Annotated in this window: 20 protein-coding genes; 12 read left to right on the top strand and 8 right to left on the bottom strand. The window is 68.0% G+C overall.

What is annotated here, in order from left to right; all coding sequences use genetic code 11:
* Positions 1–31: 31 nt before the first annotated feature.
* Positions 32–1,042: a FecR domain-containing protein gene (locus tag KYC_RS24090; RefSeq protein WP_043519157.1), complete on the bottom strand. Its 1,011-nt coding sequence runs from the start codon at positions 1,040–1,042 to the stop codon at positions 32–34.
* The gene (locus KYC_RS24085) at positions 1,021–1,530 is read right to left on the bottom strand and encodes a sigma-70 family RNA polymerase sigma factor (protein WP_008167351.1); all 510 of its coding nucleotides are present in this window, start codon (positions 1,528–1,530) and stop codon (positions 1,021–1,023) included. Before KYC_RS24085 ends, KYC_RS24090 begins: the two co-directional genes overlap by 22 nt.
* Before the next feature lie 156 nt (positions 1,531–1,686).
* On the opposite strand from KYC_RS24085, the gene KYC_RS24080 reads away from it, so the two are divergent.
* The 4 genes from KYC_RS24080 (at position 1,687) to KYC_RS24065 (ending at position 4,423) form a co-directional block, all read left to right on the top strand.
* Positions 1,687–2,154, top strand: coding sequence for a CopD family protein (locus tag KYC_RS24080; RefSeq protein ID WP_043519178.1), 468 nt, complete (start codon positions 1,687–1,689; stop codon positions 2,152–2,154).
* A 144-nt stretch (positions 2,155–2,298) separates the two neighbouring features.
* Positions 2,299–3,156 (top strand): hypothetical protein, encoded by an 858-nt coding sequence (locus KYC_RS24075; protein ID WP_043519156.1) that lies wholly within the window; start codon positions 2,299–2,301, stop codon positions 3,154–3,156.
* Positions 3,157–3,247: 91 nt separating this feature from the next.
* Entirely contained in the window at positions 3,248–3,937 is a 690-nt protein-coding gene (locus KYC_RS24070; protein WP_008167348.1) for a helix-turn-helix transcriptional regulator, read from the top strand.
* A 69-nt stretch (positions 3,938–4,006) separates the two neighbouring features.
* Positions 4,007–4,423, top strand: coding sequence for a VOC family protein (locus KYC_RS24065; protein WP_008167347.1), 417 nt, complete (start codon positions 4,007–4,009; stop codon positions 4,421–4,423).
* Between the two features lie 14 nt (positions 4,424–4,437).
* Here the strand turns inward: KYC_RS24065 and KYC_RS24060 are convergent, their stop codons facing one another.
* A complete protein-coding gene (locus tag KYC_RS24060; protein ID WP_008167344.1) occupies positions 4,438–5,574 on the bottom strand; it encodes a pyridoxal-phosphate dependent enzyme in 1,137 nt (378 codons plus the stop codon).
* Between the two features lie 95 nt (positions 5,575–5,669).
* Between KYC_RS24060 and KYC_RS24055 the strand changes: the two genes are divergently transcribed.
* Entirely contained in the window at positions 5,670–6,578 is a 909-nt protein-coding gene (locus KYC_RS24055; protein ID WP_008167343.1) for a LysR family transcriptional regulator, read from the top strand.
* Between the two features lie 16 nt (positions 6,579–6,594).
* On the opposite strand, the gene KYC_RS24050 is transcribed toward KYC_RS24055, so the two are convergent.
* Together KYC_RS24050 and kynU are read right to left on the bottom strand one after the other, a co-directional pair.
* On the bottom strand, positions 6,595–8,040 hold the full coding sequence (locus KYC_RS24050) for an amino acid permease (protein ID WP_008167341.1): 1,446 nt from the start codon (positions 8,038–8,040) through the stop codon (positions 6,595–6,597).
* A 76-nt stretch (positions 8,041–8,116) separates the two neighbouring features.
* The gene (gene kynU, locus KYC_RS24045) at positions 8,117–9,367 is read right to left on the bottom strand and encodes a kynureninase (protein ID WP_008167338.1); all 1,251 of its coding nucleotides are present in this window, start codon (positions 9,365–9,367) and stop codon (positions 8,117–8,119) included.
* 138 nt (positions 9,368–9,505) lie between these two features.
* On the opposite strand from kynU, the gene KYC_RS24040 reads away from it, so the two are divergent.
* On the top strand, positions 9,506–9,979 hold the full coding sequence (locus KYC_RS24040; RefSeq protein WP_008167335.1) for an Lrp/AsnC family transcriptional regulator: 474 nt from the start codon (positions 9,506–9,508) through the stop codon (positions 9,977–9,979).
* A gap of 43 nt (positions 9,980–10,022) precedes the next feature.
* On the opposite strand, the gene trhA is transcribed toward KYC_RS24040, so the two are convergent.
* Together trhA and KYC_RS24030 are read right to left on the bottom strand one after the other, a co-directional pair.
* The gene (gene trhA / locus KYC_RS24035; RefSeq protein ID WP_008167334.1) at positions 10,023–10,652 is read right to left on the bottom strand and encodes a PAQR family membrane homeostasis protein TrhA; all 630 of its coding nucleotides are present in this window, start codon (positions 10,650–10,652) and stop codon (positions 10,023–10,025) included.
* A 109-nt stretch (positions 10,653–10,761) separates the two neighbouring features.
* Entirely contained in the window at positions 10,762–11,844 is a 1,083-nt protein-coding gene (locus tag KYC_RS24030) for a P1 family peptidase (protein WP_008167333.1), read from the bottom strand.
* A 205-nt stretch (positions 11,845–12,049) separates the two neighbouring features.
* Between KYC_RS24030 and KYC_RS24025 the strand changes: the two genes are divergently transcribed.
* The 3 genes from KYC_RS24025 to KYC_RS24015 all read left to right on the top strand — a co-directional run bounded on the left by KYC_RS24025 (position 12,050) and on the right by KYC_RS24015 (position 14,349).
* Complete coding sequence (locus KYC_RS24025) at positions 12,050–12,832, top strand: amino acid ABC transporter substrate-binding protein (RefSeq protein ID WP_008167332.1); 783 nt, start codon at positions 12,050–12,052, stop codon at positions 12,830–12,832.
* Between the two features lie 84 nt (positions 12,833–12,916).
* Positions 12,917–13,597: an ABC transporter permease subunit gene (locus KYC_RS24020; protein WP_008167331.1), complete on the top strand. Its 681-nt coding sequence runs from the start codon at positions 12,917–12,919 to the stop codon at positions 13,595–13,597.
* A complete protein-coding gene (locus KYC_RS24015) occupies positions 13,594–14,349 on the top strand; it encodes an amino acid ABC transporter ATP-binding protein (protein WP_008167330.1) in 756 nt (251 codons plus the stop codon). The genes KYC_RS24020 and KYC_RS24015 overlap by 4 nt, the downstream gene beginning before the upstream one ends.
* A 20-nt stretch (positions 14,350–14,369) precedes the next feature.
* On the opposite strand, the gene KYC_RS24010 is transcribed toward KYC_RS24015, so the two are convergent.
* Positions 14,370–15,038, bottom strand: coding sequence for a peptidoglycan DD-metalloendopeptidase family protein (locus tag KYC_RS24010; RefSeq protein WP_008167328.1), 669 nt, complete (start codon positions 15,036–15,038; stop codon positions 14,370–14,372).
* 201 nt (positions 15,039–15,239) lie between these two features.
* On the opposite strand from KYC_RS24010, the gene KYC_RS24005 reads away from it, so the two are divergent.
* From KYC_RS24005 to KYC_RS23995, 3 genes are all read left to right on the top strand, one after another.
* Complete coding sequence (locus KYC_RS24005) at positions 15,240–15,665, top strand: DUF2946 family protein (RefSeq protein WP_008167326.1); 426 nt, start codon at positions 15,240–15,242, stop codon at positions 15,663–15,665.
* Positions 15,666–15,772: 107 nt separating this feature from the next.
* A complete protein-coding gene (locus KYC_RS24000) occupies positions 15,773–16,396 on the top strand; it encodes an SCO family protein (RefSeq protein ID WP_008167324.1) in 624 nt (207 codons plus the stop codon).
* 20 nt (positions 16,397–16,416) lie between these two features.
* Positions 16,417–16,911, top strand: coding sequence for a copper chaperone PCu(A)C (locus tag KYC_RS23995; RefSeq protein WP_008167322.1), 495 nt, complete (start codon positions 16,417–16,419; stop codon positions 16,909–16,911).
* The last annotated feature ends 142 nt before the right edge of the window (positions 16,912–17,053 follow it).

Here is a 17,053-nt window from a genome sequence, read left to right as displayed (position 1 = left end):
CAAAACCGGACAACATTGCCAAAAAAAATTTTCAAGCGGCCGCGGCGCGCGGCGCGATCGTCACCCAGTACGGGGTGCGATAGCGCACCTGCACCGGCAAGGTCGCGGGCAAGGCCGCCAGCACCGCGTCGGTATCGTGCAGCTGGAAGGCTCCCGAAATCCGCAGGTGCGCGATCTCGGGATCGCAGCGCACGATGCCCTGCCGGTAGCGCGCCAGTTCGGCCGCAAAGTGGTCCAGCCGCAGCTCGCTGGCGTACAGCACGCCGCGCATCCAGTCGCCGGCATGCGGGTCGGCCGGAGCCGCCGGGCCCGCCCCTTCGGCCGTCAGGCTGCTCTGCTCGCCCACGGCCAGGTCGATGTAGCTGCCAGGCTGCGCACCGCTGCTGACCCGCACGCGCCCTTCCTGCACGCTGACCTGGCAGTGCGCGCCGTCCTGGCGCACACAGAAGCGCGAAGGCTGCGCCTCGATGTCGCCCAGGCGCGTGCGCACCACGAAGGGCCGCGGATGGGCCGCCGGGTCCGCCACCGCGTGCACGGCGATCTCGCCCGAACGCAGCCGCAGCAGCCGGGTAGCGTCGTCGAACAGCACGTCGACCGCGCTGGCGGTGTTCAGGTGCAGGGTGGAACCGTCCGCCAGCGCCACGGTACGGCGCTCGCCCGCCGCGCTGCGGTAGTCGGCGCTCCAGTCCAGGGGATCGGCGCGCCAGGCGGCCCAGCCGACGGGGCCGGCCACCACCAGCGCCACCAGCGTCTTCAGCGCGGCGCGGCGGCTCTTGAACTCGGGGCGATTCAGGGTCGCCATGCCCAGCGCCGACGGAATCAGGCCGAAGCGCGCATTCACGCGCTGCGCACGCTGCCAGGCGTGCTCGTGCTCGGCCTTGCTGGCGCGCCACTGGTCACAGGCGTGGACGTCGGCATCGGTGGCCCGGCCGGAGCTCAGCCGCAGCAGCCAGCGGGCGGCCTCGCGCGCGACGTTGCGCTCGACGGCGGGCAGTTCCCCTGCCCCTTCCCCCTGCGCGCTCACATCACCGCCATGATGCATTGCTCGAATCCCTTGGTGATGTAGCGGTGGACAGTGCGCAGCGACACATTTAGGCGTTCGGCGATCTCGCCGTGGCTCAGGCCTTCCAGCTGCGCCATCAGGAACGCCTGGCGGGCGGGCAGCGACAGCCCGGCCAGCATCTCGTCGATTTCCTGCAGGGTTTCCAGGATGATCAGGCGCTGTTCCGCGGACGGAGCCAGATCTTCCGGCATCAGCGCCAGCGCTTCCATGTAGGCCTGCTCCACCGAGCGGCGGCGGTGGTGGTTCAGCAGCAGGCGCTTGGCGATCGTGGTCAGGTAGGCGCGCGGCTCGCGCAGGGCGTCCAGCTCGTGCCGGTGGCGCAGCACCCGCACAAACGTGTCCTGGGCCAGGTCCGCTGCGTCGAAAGTGTTGCCCAGCTTGGCGCGCAGCCAGCCGTGCAGCCACCCGTGATGGGCGCGGTACAGAAGGTGAACGGCGTCGCCTGAGGCGAGCACGGGATTCGGCACGGAGGGCTCCCTGAACTCTCAACCACAAATAGAAATCAATCTCATTCTAAATGGAAAACCATGATTTTGGTCAAGTCCGCGCAAGATGGCGCACGGCGATATCATGCGGACAGTCCCGGCCGCCTCCCGCGGCCGCACCACCTACAGGCCGACCGCATGCTCTACGCCTCCTTGAAATTCGTCCACGTCATGGCCGTGATCCTCTGGGTGGGCGGCATGCTGTTCGCGCACTGTTTCCTGCGGCCGGCGGCCGCGCAGCTTGAACCGCCGGTCCGACTCAGGCTGATGGCATCGGTGCTGGGTCCGTTCCTGAACGCCGTCCTGGCGGCCATCGCGGTGATTCTGCTGAGCGGCGCCGGCATGATCGGCGAAGCCGCCAGCCAGGCGACGCAAACGGGCGGCAAGTTCTTCATGCCCCGCAGCTGGACCCTCATGGCCGCCGGCGGCATCGTCATGATGGCCATCTACGGCCATATCCGGTTTGCGCTCTACAAGCGGCTGGCCAAGGCGGTTGCCGCGTCGGACTGGCCCGCGGGCGGCAAGGCCATGGGCGGCATCCGCCGCCTGGTGGGCGTGAACCTGCTGCTGGGCATCGCCATCGTCGCCATTGTCTTCATGGTGTAGGGGGATACCAGCCGCGGGCCGAGCTATCGGCTAACCAGCGACTGGTATCGGGAATCTTCAGGCTGGTGCAATACGCAGTACATCCGCGCTGGCCACACTGCGGATGACTCTCGCGGGTCACGTCCAAGACTACAGGGGTTCCCCATGATCAAACGTGCATTGCATCTGGCCGCCTTCGGCCTCCTCTCCACCAGCGCAGCCGACGCTGCCGCGCCCATCGACAACAGCGCGCTCGACAAGCCGGAGTTCCGCGCGCACAAGGCCACCTACGGTGTCGTCTACCGCCTGCCGCAGGAAGTGAACGCCATCCTGGACGCCAAGGTGAACGGCGCGCTCAAGGAAGACCTGCTGAAGCTGGGCCTGAAGACCGAGGCGGAGACGCCCAACATGCCGCACGTCACCGTGGTCCACATCCACAGCGCCGATCCGGCCACGCCCGCCCGCATGCTCAAGGCGCTGCCCAAGCCGCCTGCCCCGCTGCGCCTCACGCTCAAGACCTTCTACCCCACCGAGGCTGCCAAGGGCGCGGGCCACCCGTGGTGGCTGGACCTGGGCGTGGTCAAGAGCGGCCAGGGCTTCGAAGACATGATGCGCTACAACACCGTGGCCACCGCCGCGCTGGCGCCCTTGCGCGACGGCCCGCTGCCGCGCGTGACCGGCCCGGTGTACGCCAAGATGGGCGATGCCGGCAAGGACCTGGTCAAGACCATGGGCGTGAGCGGCGTGAACATCATGCAGGACGGCAAGGAAGTGCGCGCCCACAACCCGCACACCACGCTGGTCTACAGCATGGCGCCCTATGACGCGCGCCTGCAGGACGCCATGAAGCAGGAGTCGGACAAGTTCAACGCCGTGCTGCCCGACGGCATCGACACCACGTTCAAGGACGTGTCCATCGTCGAGATCGGCTTCGCCGGCAACGTCGTGCGCGAGATCTACCGCGTCAGCCTGGAAGACGGCTCGGTCATCGACGTGGCGACGGGCAAGCCGGCCGGCTCCTGACCGGGTTGCCCCCGGGGCGTGGCGACGCAGGCGCCCCGGATGCTGCCATTCCGTGGCAGCATTACGTATTCCTGCCCGCCGCCTGCGCTCCATGTCCCGCACTGAACGCCTCCTGGACCTGCTCCAGACCCTGCGCCGCCACCGCCTGCCCGTCAGCGGCCACCGGTTGGCGGCCGAAATGGGCATCAGCCTGCGCACGCTGTATCGCGACATCGCGACGCTGCAATGCCAGGGCGCCGAGATCGAAGGCGAACCGGGCGTGGGTTACGTGCTGCGTCCCGGCTTCATGCTGCCGCCGCTGATGTTCAGCACCGAGGAAATCGAGGCGCTGGTGCTGGGCACGCGCTGGGTGGCGGGCCGCTCGGATGCGCACCTGGGCCTGGCCGCGCGCAATGCGCTGGCCAAGATCGGCGCCGTGCTGCCGCAGGAATTGCGGGACGAACTGGACGCCATCCCGCTGCTGGTGGCCCCCAGTGCAGTCGCGGTGACCGACCGCGTGGACGTGTCCCTGATCCGCCAGGCCATCCGCGCCGAACAGAAGCTGGAGATCGCCTACCGGGACGACAAGGGCGTGGATTCGGCGCGGGTGATCTGGCCGTTCGCGCTGGGCTTTTTCGACAGTGTGCGCATCGTCATGGCCTGGTGCGAACTGCGCAACGACTTCCGGCATTTCCGCACCGACCGCATCGCCACCCTGGCCGCCGCGGGCCGCTATCCGCGGCGCCGGCACGCCCTGCTGAAGGAGTGGCGCGCGATCGAGCACGCGCCCCGGAAAACCTGACCCACGCTACTGCCAAAAACTGACAGCACCCCTGCCTAAGATGAGCGCGTCCACCACCAGGAGCGCATCATGTCCGACACCAATTTCGTCATTTTCTACGTGGAAAAGCCCGAGGCCAGCGCCGCGTTCTACAGCGCGCTGCTGCAGCGCCCGCCCCTTGAAAACTCGCCCACGTTCGCCATGTTCAGGCTGGACTCCGGGCTGATGCTGGGCCTGTGGTCGCGCTACACCGTGGAACCCGCCGCAGCCGGACGCGGCGGCGCAACCGAACTGGCCTTCACCGTGGCCGACGCCGACGCCGTCAACCAGCGCCACGTGGACTGGAGCCTGCGCGGCCTGCCCATCCTGCAGGCGCCCACCGACATGGACTTCGGCCGCACGTTCGTCGCGCTGGACCCCGACGGCCATCGCCTGCGCGTGTTCTCGCCCGGGCAGCAATCGGGCACGGCGGCTGCCCGCCCGGAACGCGTCGCCGCCGCGTACTGACGCCACGGCGCCGCTCAGGCCGGCGCCGAAAACAGGTCCGTCATGAACTGCGTGGACTTGAGGCCGGTGCCGGTCAGCAGCACCACCGTGCGTTCACCGGACCGGATCGCGCCGCGCGCCTGCAGCGTATCCAGCGCGGCCGCCGCCGTGGCGCTGGTCGGTTCCGCGTACAGGCCGCGCGCGGCCAGCGCTTTCACTGCCGCAACAATGTCGGCTTCCGGCACCGCCACGGTCTGCCCGCCGCTGGCGCGCACCGCCTGCAGCACCTCGCGCAAGCGCACGGGACGCCTGATGGACGTGCCCTCGGCCACGGTGGGCAGCACCTCGCGCGGCACGGGGCCGTCCGCCCCCGCCTGGAAGCTGGCGTCCACCGGTGAACAATTCAGCGGCTGGGCCACGAACAACCTGGGCAGCCGGCTGATCTGGCCCGCCGCGCGCAGCTCGGCAAAGCCGATTGCGCAGCCCAGCACATTGCTGCCCGCGCCGGCCGGAATCACCACGTTGTCCGGCGCCTGAAAGCCAAAGTCCTCCCACATCTCGTAGGCAATCGACTTGGTGCCCTGCAGGAAGAACGGCTGCCAGTTGTGGCTGGCGTAGAAAATCTCGCGCGAGGCGCGGATGGCCTCGGCTTCCGAATTTTCACGCGGGCCTTCCACCAGGCGCACATCAGCGCCGAACGCCCGGATCTGCGCCACCTTGGCGGCCGACGTATAGGCGGGCGCGAAGATGGTGACGCCCATGCCCGCCGCCGCGCCAAACGCCGCCACCGCCGCGCCGCCGTTGCCCGAGCTGTCCTCTGCTACGGCCTTGATGCCCAGCTGGCGCAGCCACGACAGCATGACGGCCGCGCCGCGGTCCTTGAAGCTGCACGTGGGGTTGAACCATTCCAGCTTGAAATGCGGCCGCAAGGTTCCCCAGACGCGCTCCACCATCGGCGTGCCGCCCTCGCCCATCGACACGGGACGCGCGATGTCGCGCGGCAGCGCCGCCGCATAACGCCACACCGAACGCGTGCGCGTATCAAGGTCGTAACGCGAAATGCCCCGCAGCGGCGAGATCATCAGGGGCGTCTGCGCGTCGGAACACCAGCGCGCGTCGTCAAGCGGATAGCGGTCGCCGGTCAGAGGGTCGATGTAATGAGGATTGGGCATGATGCATGAAGAAATTCGACTCGCCGCAGTCTACGTGCGGCCGCTGCGCCGGCGTTGCAATATCATGTTGCGGTAGACGCAACGGGAGACCCCGCATGGAACGTAGCGCGCTATGGGAATACCAGGTGTTCTGCGCCGTCGCCGAACGCCAGAGCTTCGTGCTGGCGGCGCGCGCGCTGGGCGCATCGCCCAGCGCCGTCACCCGCGCCGTGCAATCGCTGGAGCGCCAGGTGGGCACGCAGCTGCTGTCGCGCAGCAAGAGCAGCGTGGTGCTGACGCCGCAGGGCGAAAGCTACTTCCAGTCCGCCCGCGAACTGCTGCGGCTGGAAGAGCGGGCCCGCGACGCGCTGCGCGACGTCCAGGGCGGCGCACAAGGACGCCTGCGCTTTTCGGCGCCCGACCTGCTGGGCGTGGTCCTGCTGCCTGCAGTCCTGCGCCGCTATTCCGACGCACATCCGGGCGTCAGCATCGACATCCTCTATACCGACAAGTGGGTCGACCCCATCGCCGAAGGTTTGGACTTCGCCATCCGCGGCGGATTTCCCGCGTCCAGCGACCTGCTGGGCGCGCACCTCTGGCCCTACGAACGGATGCTGTGCGCCAGCCCCGGCTACGTGGCCCGGATGGGGCTGCCGCGCGAGCCCGCGGACCTGGCCGCGCATCGCCTGCTGACCCACACCGGGCCGCGCGTGCTCAAGGACTGGCATCTGCGCGACGCCGACCGCATTGTCCGCCTGCACGCCAGGCCGGCGGTGCGCGTCAGCAGCGGCGGCGGCCTGATGGCGATGGTGCTTCAGGGCATGGGCATCGCCCGCCTGGCGGACTGGGCGGCGCTGCCGGAAATCGAGCGCGGCACGCTCGTGCGGGTGTGCCCGGCGTACACGGTGACGTCGGCGCAAGGCGCCGCGCCCCAGATGCACGCCGTGTACGCCTCGCGTTCGCTGCCTGTGCGCGCCCGCGCGATGCTGGCGGCAATCCGGGAGTGCGTCGCCGGGCAGCGCTAGGAAAGGCCTGGACCCGTTACCGCGCCGCCGGACGCGGCCCGGCGCCCGCCCTTATGCCTTCCTGCCCGTTGCCCGCGCGCAGCGCCACGGCCTCGGCGCGCTTCCTGAACAGCAGGTGGTACAGCGCGGCCAGGATCAGCAGGAACGGCACGCCGAACACCAGCGTCATCCTGAACTCGCGGGTGAAGTACGTCGTGACCAGGATCGCCAGCATCGCCACCGCGCCCAGCAGCGTCAGCACCGGAAAGCCCGGCATCCGGAACGACAGCCGCGCGCCCCCTTCCCGCGTCCAGGCGCGGCGGAAGAAGTAGTGCGTGACGAAGATCATCATCCACGTGAACAGCGCGCCGAACATCGAGATGGCCATCATCAGCGTGAACGCCGTCTCGGGATACAGCACATTCAGCACGGTAGCGATGACGATGCCGCTGGTGGACAGCAGCAGCGCGTTCAGCGGCGTGCCGTTGCGTGTCAGCCGGCCCAGCGCCGACGGCGCATGGCCCGCGCGCGACAGGCTGAACATCATGCGGGTGGTGATGTACAGCTGGCTGTTCATGGCGGACAGGGCGGCCACCAGCACGATGAAGTTGATGACGGCCGCCGCGCCAGGAATCTCCAGGGCCTGCATCACCTTCACGAACGGGCTGCCGCCCTGGCCGGCGTCGTCCCAGGGCACTATGGCCAGGATCAGCGCCAGCGACAGCAGGTAGAAGACAATCAGCCGGACGAACGTCGCGCGAAACGCCTGTTTGACGGCGCGCTCGGGGTCTTCGGCCTCGCCCGCCGCCACGGCGATCATCTCGACGCTCAGATAGCTGAAGATCGAAATCACGACCGCGACCCACATGCCCCACACGCCGTTGGGAAAGAACCCGCCGTGCGCGGTGTACTGCGCCACGCCGTACTGCGGATTGCCCCAGACCACATAGGCGCCCAGGATGATGAAGGCCATGATGGCGCTGACCTTGATGGTCGAGAACCAGTATTCGATCGTGCCGAACGCCTTGACGCTAAGCGCGTTGACGAGGATCAGCGCGGCCGAAAACAGGCATACCCATAGCCAGCCCGGCACGCCTGGGAACCAGAAGGCCATGTACTTGGCCACCGCGGTGACCTCGGTGCCCACCGCCAGCACCACGCACGACCAGTATGCGTAGCGCACCAGGAAACCCGCCAGCGGCCCGATGTAGTGTTCCGCGTAGGCCCCGAACGAACCCGACGTGGAATGCGCCACCGTCATCTCCGCCAGACAGGCCATCAGCAGCAGTGTGATCAGCCCGCCGATGGCGTAGCTGAGGATGACGCTGGGGCCGGCAAATCCGATGGCGAACTTGCTGCCCAGGAATAGTCCTGTGCCGATAGCGCCGCCGATGGCAATCATGCTCATCTGGCCGGAGGTCAGGCGGCGCTTGAGCCCCTGCTCGCGTTCGGCGATCCGGCTGAATCCTTTCTGTTGTTGCATAGTCTCCTCCTTGTCCTGCGCTCTCTTTGGATGAAAGGCTCGAATGGCCTGCGCGATAAGGGAATGTTTCGCGGGATCAGGTCACGGCCGACCGCTGCTTGAATTCGGGCTTGTCCCAGGCGCGGGTGTCCAGCACGTCCTTCAGGATGTCGACGGCGTCCCAAATGTCGGCATAGCCCAAATACAGCGGCGTAAGGCCGAATCGCAGCACCTCGGGCTCGCGGTAGTCGCCAATCAGGCCGCGCGCGATCAAGGCTTGCATCACTTCAAAGCCGTTGGGATGGCGCAAGCTCACGTGGCTGCCGCGCTCGGCATGGTTGCGCGGCGTCGCCAGCGTCAGCGGATGGTCCGCGCAGCGCGATTCGACCAGCGCAATGAACAGGTCGCCCAGCGCCAGCGATTTCCTGCGCACTTCGTCCATGCCGGCGGCGTGCGCCACATCCAGGCCGCATTCGACCAGCGACAGCGACACGATGGGCTGCGTGCCGCACAGGTAGCGGCGGATGCCGCCGGCCGGTTCGTAGGCCACGGCCATGTCGAAGGGGCGCGAATGGCCCCACCAGCCGGACAGCGGCTGCCAGAAGTCGCTGGTGTGGCGCGGCGCCACCCAGATGAAGGCGGGCGAGCCGGGGCCGCCGTTTAGATACTTATAGGTGCAGCCCACGGCGAAATCGGCGTCGGCCCCGTTCAGGTCCACCGGCACCGCGCCGGCGGCGTGCGCCAGGTCCCAGATTGCCAGCGCCCCGCGTTCGTGCGCCATGGCGGTGACGGCGGCCATGTCGTGCATATAGCCGCTGCGGTAGTTCACGTGCGACAGCAGCATCACGGCGACGGAATCGTCCAGGGCCTTGTCCAGCGGCAGGTCGTCGTCGATCAGGCGCATTTCGTAGCCCTGCTGCAGCAGGTCGATCATGCCCTGGATCATGTAGAGATCGGTCGGGAAGTTGTCGCGCTCGGACAGGATGACCCGGCGCGCCGGGTGCTTGCCCTGCTGGATGCGCAGCGCGGCGGCCAGCGCCTTGAAGATGTTCAGCGACGTCGTGTCGGTGACGACCATTTCGCCCTCGCGCGCGCCCAGCAGGCCGCCCAGCTTGTCGCCCAGGCGGGCCGGCAGGTCGTACCAGCCCGCCGTGTTCCAGCTGCGGATCAGGTCCGCGCCCCACTCCTTGCGGATCACCTCGGCAGCGCGGGCGGCGGCGGTCTTGGGGAGCACGCCCAGGGAGTTGCCGTCCATATACAGGACGCCGGGCGGCAGGTCGAAACAGTCTTTCAGAGGCGCCAGGGGATCCTTCAGATCGGCGTTGACGCAGGCTTCGCGGGTATTCATGTGTCGTTCCTTCAGGAGAGTTACCGGATACATGCTATCAGCGCGACCAGGCCGATTAATTGCAAAACAGGTCGTGACATACCCGAGTTTTCCGCATTAAATTGCTTCCAGACTAATTTTTTAGAATTGGATTGTGCGATGCAGATCGACCCCATAGACCAGCGCATTCTTGCCCGCCTGCAGGAAGACGGCCACCTCAGCAACCAGGACCTTGCCGAGCAGGTGGCGCTGTCGCCGTCGGCCTGCCTGCGGCGCGTGCGCGCGCTGGAAGAAGCCGGCCTGATCCGCGGCTACCGGGCGGTGCTGGACGCGGAGAAGCTGGGCTTCGAGCTGGAAGCCATCGTGCATGTGTCGCTGGACCAGTCGCGCGCGAGCTGGCACGAAGACTTCCTGGCCGGCATCGCCGTGCTCGAGGAAATCAGCGAAGCCAGCATCGTGACCGGCGCGTCCAACTACATCCTGACGGTGCGCACGCGCAACCTGGCCGCCTTCTCGAACTTCATCGAAGACAAGCTCGGCAGGATTCCCGGCGTGCGGGACCTGTGCTCGCATATCGTCATGCGTAAAGTGAAGAACCGGGAAGGCATGCTGCCGCTGGCGAGCTGGCGCTGAAACTGGCGGGCCTTGAGCCGGCCCTGCCGTGGCGGAGCCTCCCCTAGGCGGGGACATGCTCCAGAAAGCCGAACACCGTCACGAAGTGGCAGGCCGTTCCGGCCATCACGAACAGGTGCCAGATGCCATGCGCATGGCGCCAGCGCTTGTCGTTCACGTAGAACAACGTGCCCGCGGTGTAGATGGCGGCCCCCGCCAGCAGCCAGGCCAGCCCCGCCGACGACAGCCCGCCCGCGATCGGCGCGGCGAACATCACGCCCAGCCAGCCCATCGCCAGGTACAGCGGCAAGGCCGGCGCCGCGCCGCGCGCCCACCACAATTCACGACTGATGCCCACAAAGGCCAGCAGCCAGATGGCCACGCCCATCGCGGCGCCCCAGCCATGATCCACCGGACCATACGCCAGCGGCGTGTACGTGCCGGCAATCAGCAGATAGATGGCGCAGTGGTCCGCCTTGGCCCAGATGGCCTTGCGGCGGCCGCGCGAGCAGTGGAACAGCGCCGACGACGCATATACGGCGATCATGGATGCCGAGAACACCGCATAGGCGACGATCTGGCGCGCGTCCACCCGCAGTTCGGCCGCGCGCGAAATCAGCGCCCCGGACGCCAGCACCGCCAGCGCCAGTCCCGCCAGATGCGTCACGCCGTTGAATCGTTCGCCTTCCTGCATATGCGCCCCCGCCCCGGCCACACGCCGTTGCCTGCCATCTTGGCGGCCTTGTGTGACAGAAGCGGGACAACAACAGGACAGCGGCGGGACAGGCGGCGCCCACGCCGCGTCAGGCGATAAAGTCCACGGCCGCCGGATAGCCTTCGACGGTGCGCGCCGCCAGAATGGCGCGCTGCACGGCGATGGCCATGGCTTCGGCCGCCATGACGCCCAGCAGCATCACGTTGGCGGGCTTGCCCGACGCGCCGGTGCCCAGCGCGAAGATCGTGTCGCCGTCCAGCATGGTGTGGATGGGGTTGATCGTGCGCGCCAGCCCGTCGTGGGCCATGGCTGCAATCTTCTGGGCCTGCGCCTTGGTCAGCCGGGCGTCCGTGGCCACGACGCCGATGGTCGTGGCCGCGCCTTCGCGCATGGACCGGGGCAGGTCGCCGGCCAGGATGGCCGCGCGGGTATCCAGCAGCGACTTGCCGTCGGCGGTGCGCGCGCCGGCCAGAATGCGCCCCGTGGCCGGGTCGATCACATCCCCCACCGCGTTGACGGCGACGATGGCGCCCACCGTCACGCCCGCCACAGTGAGCGACGCGCTGCCGATGCCGCCTTTCATCGCACGCTTGGGACCGTACAGCTTGCCTACCGTCGCGCCCGCCCCCGCGCCCACGTTGCCTTCCTGCGGCGCATCGGGGGTGGCGGACTTGCAGGCCTGATAGCCCGCGGCCGCATCCGGCCTGACGGATGCATCGCCCACGCCCAGATCGAACAGCACCGCCGAAGGCACGATGGGCACGAACGCGACACCCACGTCGAAGCCGATCTTCTTTTCCTCCAGGTAGCGCATGACGCCCGAGGCCGCGTCCAGGCCAAAGGCGCTGCCGCCCGTCAGCACGACCGCGTGCACTTTTTCCACCATGTTCACCGGATTGAGCAGGTCGGTTTCGCGCGTGCCGGGCGCCGCGCCGCGCACATCGACCCCGCCCGTCGCGCCCCCTTCGGCGATGATGACCGTGCAGCCGGTAGGACGGCGCGTGTCCGTGTAGTGCCCCACGCGCAAGCCTGCCACATCAGTGATGCTGCCGCCGCCCAGCGCCCTCACCGCGCCGCCCCCCGCGCCCTGCGCATGCGCCGCCCCTGCCGCGGCGCCCGCAGCGCCTGCCGCCGCCACCATGAATGCGCGCCTGTTCCATTGCTGTTCCACACCCGTCTCCGTCAAGGTACTGTCTGGAAGATCCCCGGCCTGACCGCGCCGGGACTTGGTAACGCCATATGACCCGTGGCTATATTTTTACTATTCCTTATGCTTTGTGGAAAAATAGGCCGGTTGTTAGAGTGCGGCTACGCCGGAGGGCATTGCAGCCCCGCATGCTCTCCACCGAGATATCGCCCATCCGTGGAGCACCGCCATGAAACTCTTCCGTACGCTTCTCGTCGCCGGCCTGGTCCAGGCCGCCGCCCTGTCCGCCGCGCATGCGCAATCCGGGCTGGATCAGATCAAGTCCGCCGGCGTGTTCAAGATCGGCACCGAAGGCACCTACGCTCCCTTCACTTTCCACGACGCATCCGGGCAGCTTACCGGTTTTGACGTGGACATCGGCCGCGCCATCGCAGACCGGCTGGGCGTAAAGGCCCAATTCGTCGAAGGCAAATGGGACGGCCTGATCGCCGGCCTGGACGCCAAGCGCTATGACGCCGTCATCAACCAGGTGGGCATCACCGACGCGCGCCGCGCCAAATACGATTTCTCCGATCCGTACATCTCGTCGGCCGCCGTGCTGATCGTGCGCGACGACAACACCAGCATCAAGTCCTTCGCCGACCTGAAGGGCAAGAAGTCCGCCAACACGCTGACCAGCAACTTCGGCAAGCTGGCGCAAAGCCACGGCGCGGAAGTCGTGGCGGTGCAGGGCTTCAATGAAGCCATCGACCTGCTGACGTCGGGCCGTGTCGAAGCCACCGTGAACGACAACCTGTCGTTCCTGGACTTCAAGAAGCAAAAGCCCAACGCCCGCGTGAAGATCGCCGCCACCGACAAGACGGCGGAGTTCAGCAATTCCGGCGTGCTGATCCGCAAGGGCAACCCCGAACTGCAGGCCGCCATCAACAAGGCGCTGGCCGACATCAAGGCGGACGGCACCTACAAGACCATCTCGGTCAAGTATTTCGGCACGGACCTGTCGGCGCAGTAAGACACTGGAGCGCACATGACGCTGCCCACCTGGCTGCACACCGTCCTGCCCGACTGGCTGCTGGCGAAGATAGGCGAATGGTCGGTGCCGGCCTGGTTGCAGCTCATGGCGGACTCGTTCTGGCCGCTGCTGCACGCCGGCCTGGTCTTCACCGTGCCGCTGACGCTGATGTCGTTTGCGCTGGGCCTGGCGCTCGCCTTCGTGGTGGCGCTGATCCGCCTGTTCGGCCCCGCGCCGCTGGTGGCGCTGGTGCGCTTCTATGTCTGGCTCATCCGCGGCACGCCGCTGCTGGTGCAGCTGTTCGTGATCTTCTACGGCCTGCCCAGCGTGGGCATCGTGCTGGACCCGCTGCCCGCCGCGCTGATCGGTTTTACGCTGAACGTGGGCGCCTACAACTCCGAGGTGATCCGCGGCGCCATCGAATCCATCACCAAGGGCCAATGGGAAGCCGCCTACTCGCTGAGCATGACGCGCGGCCAGGCCCTGCGCCGCACCATCCTGCCGCAGGCGGCGCGCGTGGCCGTGCCGCCGCTGTCCAATTCCTTCATCGCGCTGGTCAAGGACACCTCCCTGGCCGCGGTGCTGACCGTGCCCGAGATCTTCCAGGCCGCGCAGCGCATCGCCGCCGTCACGTATGAGCCGCTGATCCTCTACACCGAGGCCGCGCTGATCTACCTGGTGTTCAGTTCCGTCCTGTCCGCGGCCCAGGTGCGCCTGGAGCGGCGCTTCGGCCAGCATGCAGTGTTTAGCGAGAAGACCCGATGATCCGCCTGGAAAAAATCGAAAAGGCGTTCGGCGGCAATCCCGTGCTCAAGCAGGTGGATGTGCAGATCGCCGAAGGCAGTGTCACCGCCCTGATCGGACCGTCCGGCAGCGGCAAGAGCACCCTGCTGCGGTGCGTGAACCTGCTTGAGGTCCCCGATCGCGGCCTGCTGGAAATCGGACCCGAAACAGTGGACTTCCAGCCCGGCCGCAAGCTGTCGCGCGAGCAGGTCCAGCGCGTGCGGATGCAGACCGGCATGGTGTTCCAGAACTTCCAACTGTTCCCGCACCAGACCGTGATCGGCAATGTGATGGAAGGCCTGGTGACGGTGCAGAAGTGGCCCGCCGACCGCGCCCGCGCGAGGGCGGAAGAACTGCTGCGCAAGGTCGGCATGCTGGAAAAGGCTGACGCCTGGCCCGCCAACCTGTCGGGCGGCCAGCAGCAGCGCGTGGCGATCGCCCGCGCGCTGGCGCCCGCGCCGCGCGTGCTGCTGTGCGACGAACCCACGTCGGCGCTGGATCCGGGCCTGGCCGCCGAAGTGGTGGACGTGCTGCGCCAGCTTGCCGCCGAAGGCATGACCATGCTGATGGCCACGCACGACCTGCGCCTGGCCGCCAGCGTCTCGCGCGAAGTGGTGTTCCTGCTGGACGGCGTGGTGGTTGAAGCCGGCGACTCCCGGACGGTGTTCACGCAACCGGCCGACCCGCGCACCGCCGCGTTCATCTCGACGCTGACGCAGGAAGCGGCGCTGTAGCGCCGGGCGCCGGCCCTGCGCTACTTCGGCGGCAGGGACCCCGCCGGATCGACCGCCTGGCCGTCATAGCGCAATTCAAAGTACAGCCCCACCTGCTTGCTGTCGCTGTTGCCCATTTCGGCGATCTTCTGCCCCTGCGAGACACGTTGCCCTTCCTTGACCAGCAGCTTGCTGTTATGCGCATAGATGCTGAGGAAGCTGGCGTTGTGCTTGACGATGACCAGATGGCCGTAGCCGCGCAGACCGCTGCCCGAATAGGCCACCGTGCCCGGCGCTGCGGACACGACCGGCGTGCCGGCGGAATTGCTGATGACGATGCCGTTCGAACCGGATCCGTCGTAGCCGCGCGTGACCTTGCCCTGCGCGGGCCAGACCAGCGAGATCGCGCCCGGCGGCGCCGTGCGCCGCTTGCCGGAGGACGCGGTGGCGCGCGGCGCCGGCGCCGGCTTGCTGCTCGCCTTTCTGGGTGTAGAAGTGCGCGCCTGGCCCGCGGGCGGTTCGACGCGCAGCACCTGGCCGACTTCGATCGAATTGGAATTGGACAGCTTGTTCCATCGGACCAGGTCGCCGACGCTGGTGCCTTGCTTGCGCGCAATCTGATAGAGCGTGTCGCCCGACTGGACCCGGTAGTAGCCGGGCTGGACCTTGGTGGTGCCGCAGGCGGACAACAGCACCAGCAGCGCCGCCATCAGCACGCCCCGCCACAAACGGGCATAGGCCCCCGCGCGGCCCCGGCCGGGAGCGGACAGGTTCGAAACGGACAAGGTCGGGACGGGCAAGGTCGGAACGGACAAGGAAAGCTCTGAAACCTGGGGCACTGGGTGGCGTGTCGGAACGAAGTGCGTTTAAGGGTACCAAGAATTTGGGAACGCTTGGCATAGAATGCCTGCATGCCGCATCCGACCCGCCTCCTGCACACGCTGCGCGCCCTGCGCGCCGAGGGCGTGCTGTGGCTGGCGCTTGTGGCGCTGACGCTGCGTGCGCTGGTGCCGGCGGGCTACATGCCCGATGCCGGCGCACTGCACGATGGCCGGCTCCAGGTGACCTTTTGCTCCGCGGCGGGCGACCTGTCCGTCCTGAGCGTGGGGATGGCGTCCGACGACAACGGCAAGGACAGGCACGACGCAGCCAGCGCCGGCGCGCTATGCCCCTTCGGCCTGCTCGCGCATGTCGCACCCGCCCCCGCGCCCGCGGCCACGCCCCTGCTGGTGGCGGCGGCGGGCCATGCGCCGCCGCCACCCACCCATCGCGCCCTGCCCGCGCAGCCCGCCCAGGGGCCGCCGCTGGGTTCGCGCGCTCCGCCGCCTCTGGCTTGACTTCGTCCCGGGCTCGCCCGCGCTGACTCCCTAATGGAGACCGGCGCGCGTCGCCCGCCGCCGCGCGGCAACGCCGCGCCCTGCCGACACGTCATCCAGAGGTCCCCATGCATTCCCTCTTCCCGCGCGCGCCCCACGGCGCGACGCACGCCGCCGCACCGGATCCGCGGCGCCGCCTGCTGTTGTCCTCCCTTGCCCTGCTGGCCCTGGCCGGCTGCGGCCAGGATGCTCCGCCCCTCAATGGCATGGACCTGTCCGGCATGCCTGCCGGCGATTTCCTGCTGCAGGACACGGACGGCCGCGAACGCAGGCTGGCCGACTACCGCGGACATCCGGTCATGCTGTTCTTCGGGTTCACGCAATGCCCCGACATCTGCCCGACGGCGCTCACGCGCGCCGTCGAGATCAAGAGCCTGTTGGGCAAGGACGCCGAAAAACTGCGCATCCTGTTCATCAGCGTCGATCCCGAGCGCGACACGCCCGAAATCCTGCGCGCCTATACCCAGGCCTTCGATCCGGGCTTTGTCGGCCTGCGCGGCACCGAGGAACAGACCCGCGCCGCGGCCCAGTCCTTCAAGGTCTTCTATCAGAAGGTGCCGACCGGCTCGTCCTACACCATGGACCACACCGCGCTGACCTACGTCATCGACGCCGAAGGCAAGCTGCGCATCGCCTTGCGCCATCAGCAGACCGCACAGGAATGCGCGCAAGACCTGCGCACCGTGCTTTGAACCACGCAAAGGAAACCATCATGAACAAGATCTCGATCAAACCCCTGGCCGCCGTCTTCGCGCTGGCGCTGGCCGGCTTCAGCCATTCCGTCCTGGCCCAGGATGCCGGCCTGTCCGTGCAGGACGCCTGGGTGCGCGCCACCGTGCCCAACCAGCATGCGACGGGCGTCTTCATGCGCCTGACATCCGCGGCGCCGGGCCGGCTGGTCGCCGTAGAGTCTCAGGCGGCCAAACACGTGGAGGTGCATGAAATGGCGATGCAGGACAACGTCATGAAGATGCGCCAGGTGCCGGGCATCGACCTGCCCGCCGGCCAGGCTGTCGAACTCAAGCCCGGCGGCTACCACGTCATGCTGATCGACCTGGCCGGGCAGATCGCGCCGGGCGACCACGTGCAGCTCACGCTGGTCGTGGAAGACGCCTCGCGCCAGCAACGGCGCGTGCCCGTGGACGCGGTGGCCCGTCCGCTGAACGCGGCCGCCGCGCCCGCCGCCGGCCACGGCCACGGCCACTGACCTATATATATAGAGAGAGGAAGGGCGGCGACCACGCCGGATGCCGGCGAATTTAAGGGACGCATAACGTCCCTTCCGGCCAGCATCCCGCCCCGATTCACCATACAATGCCAGCACATCCCGCCGCCCGCGCCCACCCGGC

Origin of the sequence: Achromobacter arsenitoxydans SY8 (genome assembly GCF_000236785.1) — a bacterium.
Classification (GTDB): domain Bacteria; phylum Pseudomonadota; class Gammaproteobacteria; order Burkholderiales; family Burkholderiaceae_B; genus Achromobacter; species Achromobacter arsenitoxydans.
Note: the sequence above shows the minus strand (reverse complement) of the source record. Positions and strands in the feature narration are given on the sequence as shown.

Excerpts from the sequence above, each read along its gene's own strand:
- KYC_RS24090 (WP_043519157.1), bottom strand. The coding sequence starts at position 1,042 with ATGCATCATGGCGGTGATGTGAGCGCGCAGGGGGAAGGGGCAGGGGAA.
- KYC_RS24080 (WP_043519178.1), top strand. The coding sequence starts at position 1,687 with ATGCTCTACGCCTCCTTGAAATTCGTCCACGTCATGGCCGTGATCCTC.
- KYC_RS24075 (WP_043519156.1), top strand. The coding sequence starts at position 2,299 with ATGATCAAACGTGCATTGCATCTGGCCGCCTTCGGCCTCCTCTCCACC.
- KYC_RS24070 (WP_008167348.1), top strand. The coding sequence starts at position 3,248 with ATGTCCCGCACTGAACGCCTCCTGGACCTGCTCCAGACCCTGCGCCGC.
- KYC_RS24065 (WP_008167347.1), top strand. The coding sequence starts at position 4,007 with ATGTCCGACACCAATTTCGTCATTTTCTACGTGGAAAAGCCCGAGGCC.
- KYC_RS24060 (WP_008167344.1), bottom strand. The coding sequence starts at position 5,574 with ATGCCCAATCCTCATTACATCGACCCTCTGACCGGCGACCGCTATCCG.
- KYC_RS24055 (WP_008167343.1), top strand. The coding sequence starts at position 5,670 with ATGGAACGTAGCGCGCTATGGGAATACCAGGTGTTCTGCGCCGTCGCC.
- KYC_RS24050 (WP_008167341.1), bottom strand. The coding sequence starts at position 8,040 with ATGCAACAACAGAAAGGATTCAGCCGGATCGCCGAACGCGAGCAGGGG.
- kynU (WP_008167338.1), bottom strand. The coding sequence starts at position 9,367 with ATGAATACCCGCGAAGCCTGCGTCAACGCCGATCTGAAGGATCCCCTG.
- KYC_RS24040 (WP_008167335.1), top strand. The coding sequence starts at position 9,506 with ATGCAGATCGACCCCATAGACCAGCGCATTCTTGCCCGCCTGCAGGAA.
- trhA (WP_008167334.1), bottom strand. The coding sequence starts at position 10,652 with ATGCAGGAAGGCGAACGATTCAACGGCGTGACGCATCTGGCGGGACTG.
- KYC_RS24025 (WP_008167332.1), top strand. The coding sequence starts at position 12,050 with ATGAAACTCTTCCGTACGCTTCTCGTCGCCGGCCTGGTCCAGGCCGCC.
- KYC_RS24015 (WP_008167330.1), top strand. The coding sequence starts at position 13,594 with ATGATCCGCCTGGAAAAAATCGAAAAGGCGTTCGGCGGCAATCCCGTG.
- KYC_RS24010 (WP_008167328.1), bottom strand. The coding sequence starts at position 15,038 with ATGGCGGCGCTGCTGGTGCTGTTGTCCGCCTGCGGCACCACCAAGGTC.
- KYC_RS24005 (WP_008167326.1), top strand. The coding sequence starts at position 15,240 with ATGCCGCATCCGACCCGCCTCCTGCACACGCTGCGCGCCCTGCGCGCC.
- KYC_RS24000 (WP_008167324.1), top strand. The coding sequence starts at position 15,773 with ATGCATTCCCTCTTCCCGCGCGCGCCCCACGGCGCGACGCACGCCGCC.
- KYC_RS23995 (WP_008167322.1), top strand. The coding sequence starts at position 16,417 with ATGAACAAGATCTCGATCAAACCCCTGGCCGCCGTCTTCGCGCTGGCG.